Here is a 12,848-nt window from a genome sequence, read left to right as displayed (position 1 = left end):
AGAGGCGGACCCTTCGGCGCCGAAGCCGATTTTGGGGTGATGCAGACCTGGCGGACAATGGGGCCCCTGTGGGAGCGAGCTTGCTCGCGATAGCGGAGTATCAGTCAGAGATTTTTCAACTGACCCACCGCAATCGCGAGCAAGCTCGCTCCCACAATGGGTTCTGTGTTTATTTGAGAATGGGCGCCAGGCTTTGCTCCCACCGCCGCGATCTGTAGTCTCCCCGGCATTTTCTGCCCGAGGTTCCGAAAACATGACCACCCCCCTGATCCGCATCGCTGCCGCCTTGCTCATCGGCCCGGACGGCCGGACCCTGCTGGTGCGCAAGCGTGGCACCCAGGCCTTCATGCAACCGGGCGGCAAGATCGAGGCCCACGAACAACCGGTCCAGGCCTTGGCTCGGGAGTTGGACGAAGAGCTTGGGCTCAAGATCGATCCGGCGCAGGCCCGTCATCTGGGGCAGTTCAGCGCACCCGCCGCCAATGAGCCGGGGTTCACCGTGCAGGCCGAGGTGTTTTTGCTTGAAATCGACGCAGCGGTTTCGCCTGCTGCCGAGATCGAAGAAGTCCGTTGGATCGACCCGGCACGTAGCGGCGATTTGTTGCTGGCTCCGTTGACAGGCGAAGTGATCCTGCCGTTTTATCGAACCCATTGCCTCGCAACCTGCTGATTCAAGGAATGACGTCCCATGATCCCCTTGCCGGACCTGCTGGTTTTCGCCGCCGCGGCGTTGTTGATGGTGCTTACGCCCGGCCCGAATATGATCTACCTGATTTCCCGTTCGATCTGCCAGGGCCGCAAGGCTGGGGTCACGTCGCTGTTGGGCGTGGTGGCAGGCTTCTTCGTGCACATGTTCGCGGCAGCGGCGGGGCTCACAGCGGTGTTCCTCGCGGTGCCCGTGGCCTATGAAATCCTCAAGTGGGCCGGTGCGTTGTATCTGTTGTGGCTGGCCTGGCAAGCCGTGAAACCCGGCGCCCGTTCGCCGTTCCAGGCCCAGCAACTGCCGGCGGATTCGACCCGCAAGCTAATCACCATGGGCTTTCTGACCAGTGCCCTGAACCCGAAGATCGCGGTGTTCTATCTGTCGGTGTTCCCGCAGTTCATCAGCCCCGAACACGGCTCGCTGTTCACCCAGAGCCTCATTCTCGGGCTGACCCAGATCAGCGTGAGTTTCAGCGTCAACCTGCTGATCGCGCTGTTCGCCGCCAGCATCGCCGCGTGGTTCGTCCACAACCCGACATGGCTGGCGGTGCAGCGCTATTTCATGGGGTTTGTGCTCGGTGCGCTGGCCCTGCGACTGATGCTTGAGCAACGGCGTTCGGCGTGAGTATCCGACGGCTGCAAGCGGGTGATGCCCCTGCCTATCGCGAGCTGATGCTCCAGGCCTATGAATTTCATCCGCAGGCCTTCACCTCCAGCGCCAGCGAACGGGCAACGCTGCCCATCAACTGGTGGGAATCGCGTCTGACCAGCCGGCTCGAAGTGATTCTAGGGGCGTTCGTGGCGGACGAGCTGGTCGGTATCGTCGGCCTGGCCCTGGAGCCCCGGCTGAAGGCCCGGCACAAGGCGACGCTGTTCGGCATGTACGTCGTCGAGGCCCATCGTCACGCCGGCTTGGGTGAACGGCTGATGCAAGCCGCCCTCGACGAAGCCCGTCGCCACGCCTTCCTGCGCCTCGTGCAATTGACCGTCACCGCCGGCAACGACCCGGCGATCAAGCTCTACCAACGCTGCGGTTTCGTGCTGTATGGCCTTGAGCCGATGGCGATCCGCGTGGACGATGAGTATCTCGACAAGGTCCATATGTGGATCGAACTCTGAAGGAAGGTTTGAGTTGTCGAGCTTTTGTGGCGAGGGGATTTATCCCCGCTGGGCTGCGCAGCAGCCCTAACGCAGAGGACTCAATCTTCCTGATACACCGAATTGCCTGTTTTGAGGGCCGCTCCGCGCCCCAGCGGGGATAAATCCCCTCGCCACAAAGGCATTCAGCACAAAGGCATTCAGCACAAAAGCACTCAGCGCACGGCGCTGACGCCGTCGAGTGTCGAGAACGATGTGTCCTTCGCCGTCAGCAGGAAGTCGCGCATATACGGCGCGTCGAGCATGTCGGTGCGTACCGCCGCGTACAGCGTGGCGAACAAGCCTTTCTCTCCCAGCCGCTTGGCCTTCACATAGCCCCGCGAGCTGTATTCGTGCAGCGCCCAATGCGGCATGCCGCAAACGCCGCGACCGCTGGCCACCAGTTGCATCATCATCACCGTCAGCTCGGACGTGCGGACCTGGGCCGGTTCGATGTCGGCCGGTTCCAGGAAACGGGTGAAGATGTCCAGTCGATCGCGTTCCACTGGGTAAGTGATGAGGGTTTCGCTGATCAGGTCTTCGGGCACGATGTACGGCTTGCCCGCCAGTCGATGCTGGTTGGCAACGGCGAGCATCGCTTCGTAGGTGAACAGCGGCACGTAGGTGATGCCGGCCAGCTCCAGCGGATCGGAGGTCACCACCAGGTCCAGGTCGCCACGGGCCAGGGCCGGCAGCGGGGCGAAGGCAAAACCCGAGGCCAGGTCCAATTCGACTTCCGGCCAGGCATCGCGGAACTGGTCGATGGTCGGCATCAACCATTGGAAGCAACTGTGGCACTCGATGGCCATGTGCAGACGCCCGGCGGTGCCGCCCGCCAATCGCGCGATGTCCCGTTCGGCACTGCGCAGCAACGGCAGGGCGGCATCGGCCAATTGCAACAGGCGCAGGCCGGCGCTGGTGAAGCGGACCGGTTTGGTCTTGCGCACGAACAGCTGCATGCCCAGGCGCTCTTCCAATTCCTTGAACTGGTGGGACAGCGCGGATTGGGTCAGGTGCAAGCGTTCAGCGGCTTCCACCAGGCTGTCGGCTTCGCGCAAGGCATGCAGCGTTTTCAGATGACGGAGTTCAAGCACCGGAATTGCTCCATGAGTAAAACTTGTGATCAACACGAAAAGGTTGAGTTTGTCTCATGTGGGGTTGGCTGTCGACAATGGCGCCATCTTTTACAGAAGGACATTCATCATGGCCCTGGCCCACACCCTCGGTTTTCCCCGCATCGGCGCCGACCGCGAACTGAAAAAAGCCCTTGAAGCCTATTGGAAGGGCGACTTGGTCCCGACGGCGCTGCAAGCGGTAGGCCGTGAACTGCGGGCCCGGCATTGGCAATTGCAGAAAGACGCCGGCATCGACCTGCTGCCCGTAGGCGATTTCGCCTGGTACGACCAAGTGCTCAGCCACACCTTGGCGCTGGGCGCCGTTCCGCCACGTTTCCACGGCACCTTGGATGATCAGGGCAGGCCGACCCTCGACACCCTGTTCGCCATGGCCCGTGGCGCCACGACCCGTTGCTGCGGCGCTGATCACGGCCAGGCGCAGTACGCCCAGGAATTGACCAAGTGGTTCGACACCAACTACCACTACCTGGTCCCGGAGTTTTCCGCCGACCAGACCTTCGCCCTGAGCTGGGAGCAGTTGTTCGACGAAGTCGACGAAGCCCACGCCCTCGGGCATCGGGTCAAACCGGTGATCATCGGCCCGCTGACGTACCTGTGGCTGGGCAAGGCCAAGGGCGGCGACTTCGACAAGCTCGACCTGCTGGAACGCCTGCTGCCGGTCTACGGTGAGATCCTCAATCGTCTCAAGGCCCAGGGCGTGGAGTGGGTGCAGATCGATGAGCCGATTCTTACCCTAGACCTGCCACTGGCCTGGAAAAGCGCCTTCGAACGCGCGTATCACATCCTCCAGTACTCGCCGCTGAAAAAACTCGTGGCGACCTATTTCAGTGGCCTGGAAGACAACCTTGGCCTGGCGGTGAGCCTGCCGGTGGACGGCTTGCACATCGACGCGGTGCGCGCGCCAGAACAACTGGGCCAGGTGCTGGATCGCCTGCCGACCTACAAGATTCTCTCGGTGGGCCTGGTCAACGGTCGCAACGTCTGGCGCTGTGAACTGGAGCAAGCGCTGGCGCAACTACGACCGGCCGAGGAACGCTTCGGCGACAACCTCTGGGTCAGCACCTCCTGCTCGCTGCTGCACAGCCCGGTGGACCTGGAGCGCGAAGACAAACTCGATCCCGAGCTCAAGAGCTGGCTGGCGTTCGCCGTGCAAAAGTGCGGGGAAGTCGCGGTGTTGCGCGATGCGCTGAACGATCCGCAGGCACCCGGCGTACAGCAGGCGTTGATCGACAGTCGAGAAATACAGGCCAGCCGCGCGGCCTCGGCGCGTATTCATAAGCCCCACGTCCAGGAGCGCCTGGCGGCGATCGGTCCACAGGACAGCCAGCGACGTTCGTCGTATGCCAAGCGCATCGAGCAACAGCGCGCGCGGCTCAAGTTGCCGGCGTTTCCCACTACCTCCATCGGCTCCTTCCCTCAGACCCCGGCGATTCGTCTGGCACGCCAAGCCTTCAAGCAAGGCAAGTTGTCGGCCAGCGACTATCAGGACGCCATGCACACCGAGATCCGCCATGCCGTGCAGATCCAGGAGCGCCTGGGCCTGGATGTACTAGTGCACGGCGAGGCCGAGCGCAACGACATGGTGGAATATTTCGCCGAACAACTGGATGGCTACGCCTTCACCCGTTTCGGCTGGGTACAGAGCTACGGCTCGCGGTGTGTGAAACCGGCAATCATCTATGGCGACATCAGCCGGCCCGAGGCGATGACGGTCGATTGGATTCGTTACGCGCAAGGTCTCACCGACAAGCCCATGAAAGGCATGCTCACCGGCCCTGTGACCATGCTGATGTGGTCGTTCCCCCGTGAAGACGTGTCACGCAAAACCCAGGTCCGACAGTTGGCCCTGGCCTTGCGCGACGAAGTGCTGGATCTGGAAAAAGCCGGGATCTCGATTGTGCAGATCGACGAAGCGGCCTTTCGCGAAGGCTTGCCGCTGCGGCGCGGGCAGTGGCAGGAATACCTCGATTGGGCCGTGGAAGCGTTCCGCCTGAGCGCGTCGGGCGTGAGCGATGAAACCCAGATTCACACCCACATGTGCTACAGCGAATTCAACGACGTGATCAAGGCAATCGCCGACATGGACGCCGATGTCATCACCGTCGAAACCTCGCGTTCGGACATGGAATTGCTCGATGCCTTCGAGGCGTTCGACTACCCCAACGACATCGGCCCGGGTGTCTACGACATTCACTCGCCGAGGGTTCCGGACACCGCCGAAATGGTGGCGCTGATGCGCAAAGCCGTACAGCGCATCCCCGCCGAGCGGTTGTGGGTCAACCCCGATTGCGGGCTGAAGACCCGGGCGTGGCCGGAGACGGAAGCCGCGCTGGTCAACATGGTAGCGGCGGCGCGGCAGTTGCGTAGTCAGTTGGCTTGAGCCTTGTTGCGCGGACAGACGCCTACCTCATGGTCAGGCAGGCTTCTGTGGCGAGGGAGCTTGCTCCCGCTGGGCTGCGCAGCAGCCCTCAAAATCCATCCGTCGCCGCGATGGTCTCTGGCAAAACCCAGGGGGCTGCTTCGCAGCCCAGCGGGAGCAAGCTCCCTCGCCACGGGTGATCATGGCTTCAGATAACCATTCGGCAATCTTCATCAAACTGTCACGCAACTGTGGCAGCGCGCTTGAACAAACTTCATCAGACTCGCGCTCTACTGGGGTTCTGCGTTTTGGTGTTTCTTCATGCGTGTATTCATTTTCCTGGCCGCGTTGTTGTGCGGCCTGCCGTCGTTGGCGGCTTCTCGTTGTGATGTCAATGTCGCGACCCAACGGGTCGATCTGGACCAGGTAAGCCTGGCGTACCAGAGCATCGGGCGTGCGTCCGATCCTGCGTTGTTGCTGGTGATGGGCTTGGGCGGGCAGTTGATCCACTGGCCGGACGAAGTCGTGGTGGCGCTGTGTGAACAGGGCTTCCGAGTGATCCGCTATGACAACCGCGACGTCGGCCTGTCCGCCTGGCGCCAGGCCCCTGGCAGCGCCAACCTGACATTCGAGGCCCTGCGCTACAAGCTCGGCCTGCCCGTGGCGGCGCCATACTCACTGACGGACATGGCCGCCGATGGCCTGGGCTTGATGGACGCGCTGCACGTGCGAAGCTTCCATGTATTGGGCGTCAGCATGGGCGGCATGATCGCCCAGCACATGGCCGCCATGGCACCCGGCCGGGTCGAGAGCCTGACGCTGATCATGACCACTTCAGGCGCGCAAGGCTTGCCGGCGCCCAGTGAAACGCTGGTGCAACTGTTGTCGCGGCGCAGCGCACCGAATCGCGAAGTGGCGCTGGAGCAGCAGGCCGACTTGCTCGCCGCATTGGGCAGCCCAATGGTGGTGGATGATCGGCAAGTCCTGTTGCACCAGGCAGCGGTCGCCTACGACCGGGCCTTCAACCCCGAGGGTGTGAAGCGCCAGATCATGGCGATCATGGCCGAGCCGAGCCGGGTGGCGCTGCTCAACCAATTGCAGGTGCCGACCCTGGTCGTCCATGGCACTGCCGATCCGTTGTTGCCGGTGATGCATGGCGTGCACCTCGCGGCGCATATTCGCGGCAGCCAGTTGAAGCTGATCCCGGGCCTGGCCCATCGCTTTCAAGAAGCCTTCAAGGAGCCGTTGCTGGGGGCGGTGTTGCCGTATCTGCAGCAGCATCGCGAAGACACCTCGCACTGGGCGCAGATCGAACCGGCGCAGGCGCCGAATCTGCTTTGATTAACCGAGGCCTGCCTGGCTTTTGTGGCGAGGGAGCTTGCTCCCGCTGGGCTGCGTAGCAGCCCCGAAAATGTTCAGCCAGATCATATTTCGCTGTCGATCGCTTTGGGACCGCTTCGCGCTCCAGCGGGAGCAAGCTCCCTCGCCACAAAAGAACCCTCAGCGCGCCCGGGCCTGCTCCACCAACCACCCCATCAACGCCTGCAACGGCCCCGAAACCTCCGGTTTGCGCGGATACACCAGGTGATAACCCAACCCGGTCCTGACCTTCAGTTCAAACGGCATCACCAGCCGACCGGCGCTGAGGTCGTCGCCGATCAGCGACCAGTCGCCAATCGCCACGCCCGTGCCTTGGGAAGCCATGGACATTGCCAGGTCCAGGGTTTCGAAATGCTGGCCCTTGCTGACATTGCTCAAGCGCACGTCGGCCGCCGCCAGCCAGGCATTCCAGTCGCGCTCGTCGGCAGTGGGGTGCAGGAGCAAATGTTGTTGCAGGTCGATGGGTGAATCCAACGGGACCGGACCTTCCAGCAAAGGCCGCGAGCACACCGGTGTCAGCTGTTCGTCGAACAAATGCAGGCAGTTGAGCGAGGCGTCGGGCGGCGGGCCGTAGATCACCGCTGCGTCGAACGCCTCACGCTGGAAATCCACGCCGTGCCGGACCGTGGTGGTCAGTTCCACCGGCACGTCCGGGCGCTCCTTCTGCCATTGCAACAGGCGCGGCAGCAGCCAGCGCATCACGCACGTCGGGGCCTTGAGCTGGAGGGTCTGGCGCTTCTCGCCGATCTGCTCGACCGCCTCGCCGATCAGGCTGAACACTTGCTGCACCCTCGGCAGCCACGCCTGGCCCTCGGCGGTCAGGCTCAAGCCGCGTGCCTGGCGCTGGAACAGCGCATAACCCAAATGATCTTCGAGCCCGGCGATCTGCCGGCTCACTGCGCCTTGGGTGATGTGCAGCTGCTCGGCGGCCCGGGTGAAGTTGCAGCACTGGGCCGTGATCAGAAACGTGTGCAGCGTCGGCAGCGGAGGGAGTCGTTTCATTTGGGATCCAAGCCATGACGTGAGGACATGGCTAGTATGACTTTTTATCCATTGTTGCCGCTACGTCCTGACCGTTCCAATAACGCCATTCCCTCAGAGAAAAAGGGCTCGTGATATGTCATGCGGGGCTCTTTTCAAGACAAGAAAAAGGCAATGGCAATGGCGACGTGCGGTGAAGTGTTGGTCAAGTTACTCGAAGGCTATGGCGTGGAGCAGGTGTTCGGCATCCCGGGCGTGCACACCGTCGAGTTGTACCGTGGGCTGGCCCGTTCGAGCATCCGCCATGTGACGCCGCGCCATGAACAGGGCGCCGGTTTCATGGCCGACGGTTACGCCCGGGTCAGCGGCAAACCGGGCGTGTGCTTCATCATCACAGGTCCTGGCATGACCAACATCACCACCGCCATGGGCCAGGCCTACGCCGATTCGATCCCGATGCTGGTGATCTCCAGCGTGCAGTCGCGCAGCCAGTTGGGCGGCGGGCGCGGCAAGCTCCATGAGCTGCCGAACCAGGGCGCGCTGGTGGGCGGTGTGGCGGCGTTTTCCCATACGCTGATGTCCGCCGGCGAATTGCCGGGCGTGCTGGCCCGGGCCTTTGCCTTGTTCCAGGCCGGGCGTCCGCGGCCGGTGCATATCGAGATTCCGCTGGATGTGCTCGTCGAGGAGGCCGATGACTTGCTCGCCAGCACGCCGGTGAACATCAACCGAGCCGGGGCCGCGTCGAGTGCCGTGGAGCAAATGGCGGCCTTGCTGGCAACGGCCAGGCGACCGTTGATGCTGGTCGGAGGGGGCGCGCTGGACGCCGGGGTCGAATTGACTGAACTGGCCGAGCGCCTCGGCGCGCCCGTGGCGTTGACCATCAATGCCAAGGGCTTGCTGCCGTCCCGCCATCCGTTGCTGATCGGCTCGACCCAGAGCCTGGCCGCCACCCGTACCCTGGTGGCCGAAGCCGATGTGGTGTTGGCGATCGGCACCGAACTGGCCGAGACCGATTACGACATCACCTTCGCCGGTGGCTTCAAGATTCCCGGTGCGTTGTTGCGCATCGACATCGATCCCGACCAGACCGTGCGCAACTACCCACCAAAACTGGCGCTGGTGGCCGACGCCCGCAGCGCCGCCCGGGCATTGCTCGATGCGTTGAGCCGCCGCGTGCCCGGGGCGGGCGACGACAACTGGGGACCGGTTCGCGTCGAACGGCTGCGGACCGAACTCGACCAGCAGTGGGACGTCCCGACCCGCGCCCAGACGTTGTTCCTCGACACGGTCTTGCAGGCGTTGCCCGACGCGGTTTTCGTCGGCGATTCCACCCAGCCGGTCTACACCGGCAACCTCACCTTCAATCCTGAACATCCGCGCCGCTGGTTCAACTCGTCCACCGGCTACGGCACCCTCGGCTACGCATTGCCGGCGGCGATCGGTGCCTGGCTTGGCGGTGTCGACGACGGTCATGGCCGCCCGCCCGTGGTGTGCCTGATCGGCGACGGCGGCTTGCAGTTCACCCTGCCGGAACTGGCCAGCGCCGTGGAAGCGCGCACGCCGGTAATCGTGCTGCTGTGGAATAACCAGGGTTACGAAGAGATCAAGAAATACATGGTCAACCGCGCCATCGAGCCGGTGGGCGTGGACATCTACACGCCGGATTTCATTGGCGTCGCGAAGGCCTTGGGCTGCGCCGCCGAGTCTATCGACGGCGTGCAATCACTGCGCAGCGCGTTGCAGGCTGCCCGTCATCGCCAGGGGCCAACGATGATCGAGATTGATCAAGCGCGCTGGATGTCGGAGGTAGCCGAATGAGTTTCCCGACGATGCAAGACGGGCTCTATATCAACGGCCATTGGTCGTCGGGGGATCACGCCCTGCGGGTCATCAATCCGGCAACCGAGGCGCTGCTGACCACCGTCTATGGCGGCGACGAGCATGCTGTCGATCAAGCCTTGAACGCTGCGACCCAGGCATTTGCGCAATGGTCGAACAGCTCCGGTGCCGCACGCGGCGTGCTGCTGCGGCGCATCGCGGCAGGCGTGCGGGCCAACCGTGAGCGGCTGATGCATTTGCAGTCGAGCAACAACGGCAAACCGTTGTTCGAAGCGGCCATCGATGTCGATGATGTGGCCGCGACTTTCGAGTATTACGCCGAGCTGGCCGAAGGCCTGGACGCTCGCCAGGACAGCCCATTGGCATTGCCCAGTGATGATTTCAGCGCACGCATTCGCCGCGAACCCTGCGGGGTGGTCGGCTTGATCGTGCCGTGGAATTTCCCGATGGTCACCACCGCCTGGAAGCTCGCCCCGGCCCTGGCCGCCGGTTGCTGCGTGGTGCTCAAGCCTTCGGAAGTCACGCCGCTGCCGGAGCTGGCGCTGGCATCGATCATCGCCGAATGCGGCTTGCCCGATGGCGTGTTCAACCTGGTCTGCGGCACGGGCCTGGCGGTCGGCGCGCCGCTGGCGTCAGACCCGCGCGTGGCGAAGATTTCCTTCACCGGCAGCAACGCGGTCGGAGTGCAAGTGATGCAACGGGCGGCGGAAACGGTGAAGGGCGTGAGCCTGGAGCTGGGCGGCAAATCGTCCTTGCTGGTGCTGGCCGACGCCGACCTGGACCTGGCGGTGGAACTGGCCTGTGGCGGCGGTTTCTTCAATGCCGGGCAGATGTGTTCGGCCACCAGCCGCGTGCTGGTCGCCGATGAGCTGGCCGATGAATTCCTGCAGCGGCTCAAGGCGCGCGCCGAGGCGATCCGCGTGGCCGATCCGTTTGACCCGGACGTGGAAATGGGCGCGCTGGTCAACCAGGCGCAATACCAGCGGGTGCTGGGGCACATCGATCGCGGCTTGAGCGCCGGGGCGACGCTGGTCTGCGGTGGTCAGCGACCTGCGCATCTGTCGCGCGGCTTTTTTTTACAGCCGACCATTTTTACCAACGTGCCCCTGGACAGTGCGTTGTGGTGCGAAGAGATTTTCGGGCCGGTGCTGTGCGTACGCAGTTTCAGCTCTCAGGAAGAGGCGATCGCCCTGGCCAACGACAGCCGTTTCGGCCTGGTGGCCAGCGTGGTCAGCCGCGATGCCGAGGCGGCCGGGAAGGTCGCCGACGCCTTGCAGGCGGGGCTGGTGTGGATCAACGCGCCGCAGGTTATTTTTCCCCAGGCCGCTTGGGGCGGTTACAAGCAGAGCAGCCTCGGCCGTGAATTGGGGCCGTGGGGACTGGCCGCGTTTCAGGAAATCAAGCATGTGATCCGGGCCGTCTGACGGCACGTTCTCAGGTCACGCATGCCTCGAAAAAAGGCATGCGCCACGGACATGGCTTCAATGAGTTTTTTTCGATAGTCAGGGATTTTGCACAACCTCAGGATGGCCGCAGACGGCGGCGAAGCCCTTGCAGTACGGGGCTTTGACCAGCGTTGAGCGGTGCGGGCGCAACAGGTTTTACCCACCTCATACTTAGAAGAACAAAGGGAGTCCTCCATGGGCGAGCATGATCTGAACAGACGTCAATTCATCAAGACCGCGAGTGTGGTGTCGGTCGCGGCGGCCGCCATGAGCGTGCCTTTCATCAGCGCCCGGGCCAGCGACACGCGGTTTGTCGGCAAGACCCTGCGCCTGTTGACCTGGTCGGATGACACCGGGTTGGCGGCGCTGCGCAATATCGCCGCGACGTTCGAGGCCAAGACCGGGGCCAAGGTCATCGCCGATCGAACCGGCAGCACGTCGGAAATGGTCGCCAAGCTCAAGGCCGGGGGCGATCGCCCGCAGTACGACATCATCACGCTCGCGGGCGTCGGCGCCGAAGGCCTGGCCGCCGCCGGGTTGCTGGAAAAACCTGACCTCAATCGCATTCCCAACCTGGTCGATGTGCCGGCGCAATACCGCACGGGCGCTGGCGGGCATGGCATCGGTTATCTGTTGTGGTGCAACAGCCTGGTCTACAGCACCCGCACCTTGAAACAGGCGCCGGACAGCTACGCCGCGTTGTGGGATGCGGAGCTGGCGCCGAATATCTTCCTGCCGCCACCCAACTGGACCGAGGCCATGGACCTGATCATCATCGCCGCGAAACTGGCCGGCGGTGACGAACACAACATCGAACCGGGCTTCAAGAAACTCGCCGAGCTCAAGGACCGGGTGATGACCCTGGGGGAAAACCCCAACCAGATCGCCGAGCTGTTTCGCACCGGCTCGCTGGACCTGGGCGGGTTGTACGCGCCGGCGTTCTTCCCCAAGCAGATCCGCGACCCGGCCTACGGCCTTGGCGCGACGTTCGGCATGAAGGAAGGTTTCTACACCGACCTGATGCTCTCGGTCATGCCGAAAAACCGCCCGGGCGATACCGACCTGGCCTACGCCTTCATCGACCACTCCCTCGACCCGCTGGTGCAGGGCAAGATGGCCGAAGACATCTTCAACGGCCCGGTCAACGCCAAGGCCATCATCTCCGCCGAAGCCCGCAAGAGCCCGTACATCCTCACGCCCGAGCAAATCGCCGACAAGGCAATCATGCACGACAACGCCTTCCTCGCGACGGTGCATGACCAGTGGATCCGCCGGTACACGGAAATCTTCTCCTCCTGAATTTCCCCAATGTGGGAGTGCTCGGGTCTTGCGGCCCACTGAAGATCCAGCGTGGGAGCGAGCCTGCTCGCGAAAGCGGTGGTTCAGTTGATAGAGATATTGGCTGTGCCGCCGTCATCGCGAGCAAGCTCGCTCCCACAGGGAATTGGGTTGTCTGCCGGGTTTGTGAGCACAGAGATCCAATGTGGGAGTGCTCGGGTCTTGTGGCCCGCTGGAAAACCAATGTGGGAGCGAGCCTGCTCGCGAAAGCGGTGGGACAGTTGATGCTGATGTTGGCTGTGCCGCCGTCTTCGCGAGCAGGCTCGCTCCCACAAGGATTGCGGGTGTGTGCCGGGTTTGTGGCCCACCGAGGGTCCAATGTGGGAGCGAGCTTGCTCGCGATAGCGGTGGGTCAGTTGATGGAGATGTCGGCTGTGCCGCCGTCTTCGCAAGCAAGCCCACTCCCACAGGGAATTGGGGTGTGTGCCGGGTTTGTGGCCCACCGAAGATCCAGTGTGGGAGCGAGCCTGCTCGCGAAAGCGGTGGGTCAGTTGATGGAGATATTGGCTGTGCCGCCGTCTTCGCGAGCAG

Annotated in this window: 10 protein-coding genes; 8 read left to right on the top strand and 2 right to left on the bottom strand. The window is 63.3% G+C overall.

Annotated elements, in window-relative coordinates:
* The first annotated feature begins 253 nt into the window (after window positions 1–253).
* The 3 genes from FHK92_RS14940 to FHK92_RS14930 are packed head-to-tail and all read left to right on the top strand — an operon-like array spanning window position 254 to window position 1,821.
* On the top strand, window positions 254–670 hold the full coding sequence (locus tag FHK92_RS14940) for an NUDIX hydrolase (RefSeq protein WP_181288730.1): 417 nt from the start codon (window positions 254–256) through the stop codon (window positions 668–670).
* A gap of 18 nt (window positions 671–688) precedes the next feature.
* Window positions 689–1,327 (top strand): LysE family translocator, encoded by a 639-nt coding sequence (locus tag FHK92_RS14935; protein WP_181288729.1) that lies wholly within the window; start codon window positions 689–691, stop codon window positions 1,325–1,327.
* On the top strand, window positions 1,324–1,821 hold the full coding sequence (locus FHK92_RS14930) for a GNAT family N-acetyltransferase (RefSeq protein WP_181288728.1): 498 nt from the start codon (window positions 1,324–1,326) through the stop codon (window positions 1,819–1,821). The genes FHK92_RS14935 and FHK92_RS14930 overlap by 4 nt, the downstream gene beginning before the upstream one ends.
* Window positions 1,822–2,015: 194 nt before the next feature.
* Here the strand turns inward: FHK92_RS14930 and metR are convergent, their stop codons facing one another.
* Window positions 2,016–2,933: a transcriptional regulator MetR gene (gene metR / locus FHK92_RS14925; protein ID WP_060740854.1), complete on the bottom strand. Its 918-nt coding sequence runs from the start codon at window positions 2,931–2,933 to the stop codon at window positions 2,016–2,018.
* 109 nt (window positions 2,934–3,042) lie between these two features.
* Here metR and metE point away from each other — a divergent pair, with 109 nt between their 5' ends.
* Both metE and FHK92_RS14915 read left to right on the top strand, forming a co-directional pair.
* On the top strand, window positions 3,043–5,355 hold the full coding sequence (gene metE, locus FHK92_RS14920; RefSeq protein ID WP_181288727.1) for a 5-methyltetrahydropteroyltriglutamate--homocysteine S-methyltransferase: 2,313 nt from the start codon (window positions 3,043–3,045) through the stop codon (window positions 5,353–5,355).
* Window positions 5,356–5,655: 300 nt separating this feature from the next.
* A complete protein-coding gene (locus FHK92_RS14915) occupies window positions 5,656–6,675 on the top strand; it encodes an alpha/beta fold hydrolase (protein ID WP_181288726.1) in 1,020 nt (339 codons plus the stop codon).
* Between the two features lie 159 nt (window positions 6,676–6,834).
* Here FHK92_RS14915 and FHK92_RS14910 read toward each other — a convergent pair whose 3' ends face one another.
* On the bottom strand, window positions 6,835–7,716 hold the full coding sequence (locus FHK92_RS14910) for a LysR substrate-binding domain-containing protein (RefSeq protein ID WP_181288725.1): 882 nt from the start codon (window positions 7,714–7,716) through the stop codon (window positions 6,835–6,837).
* A 159-nt stretch (window positions 7,717–7,875) separates the two neighbouring features.
* On the opposite strand from FHK92_RS14910, the gene FHK92_RS14905 reads away from it, so the two are divergent.
* From FHK92_RS14905 to FHK92_RS14895, 3 genes are all read left to right on the top strand, one after another.
* Entirely contained in the window at window positions 7,876–9,513 is a 1,638-nt protein-coding gene (locus FHK92_RS14905; RefSeq protein ID WP_181288740.1) for a 5-guanidino-2-oxopentanoate decarboxylase, read from the top strand.
* On the top strand, window positions 9,510–10,958 hold the full coding sequence (locus tag FHK92_RS14900) for an aldehyde dehydrogenase family protein (RefSeq protein WP_181288724.1): 1,449 nt from the start codon (window positions 9,510–9,512) through the stop codon (window positions 10,956–10,958). Before FHK92_RS14905 ends, FHK92_RS14900 begins: the two co-directional genes overlap by 4 nt.
* Before the next feature lie 216 nt (window positions 10,959–11,174).
* A complete protein-coding gene (locus FHK92_RS14895; protein ID WP_181288723.1) occupies window positions 11,175–12,278 on the top strand; it encodes an extracellular solute-binding protein in 1,104 nt (367 codons plus the stop codon).
* Window positions 12,279–12,848 lie beyond the last annotated feature (570 nt).

Origin of the sequence: Pseudomonas brassicacearum subsp. neoaurantiaca, assembly GCF_013608025.1 — a bacterium.
Lineage (GTDB): Bacteria > Pseudomonadota > Gammaproteobacteria > Pseudomonadales > Pseudomonadaceae > Aquipseudomonas.
Note: the sequence above shows the minus strand (reverse complement) of the source record. Positions and strands in the feature narration are given on the sequence as shown.

Bases quoted from the DNA above. Each gene is read 5' to 3' on its own strand.
- FHK92_RS14905 (WP_181288740.1), top strand. From the start codon at position 7,876: ATGGCGACGTGCGGTGAAGTGTTGGTCAAGTTACTCGAAGGCTATGGC.
- FHK92_RS14915 (WP_181288726.1), top strand. From the start codon at position 5,656: ATGCGTGTATTCATTTTCCTGGCCGCGTTGTTGTGCGGCCTGCCGTCG.
- FHK92_RS14910 (WP_181288725.1), bottom strand. From the start codon at position 7,716: ATGAAACGACTCCCTCCGCTGCCGACGCTGCACACGTTTCTGATCACG.
- FHK92_RS14900 (WP_181288724.1), top strand. From the start codon at position 9,510: ATGAGTTTCCCGACGATGCAAGACGGGCTCTATATCAACGGCCATTGG.
- FHK92_RS14940 (WP_181288730.1), top strand. From the start codon at position 254: ATGACCACCCCCCTGATCCGCATCGCTGCCGCCTTGCTCATCGGCCCG.
- metE (WP_181288727.1), top strand. From the start codon at position 3,043: ATGGCCCTGGCCCACACCCTCGGTTTTCCCCGCATCGGCGCCGACCGC.
- FHK92_RS14935 (WP_181288729.1), top strand. From the start codon at position 689: ATGATCCCCTTGCCGGACCTGCTGGTTTTCGCCGCCGCGGCGTTGTTG.
- FHK92_RS14895 (WP_181288723.1), top strand. From the start codon at position 11,175: ATGGGCGAGCATGATCTGAACAGACGTCAATTCATCAAGACCGCGAGT.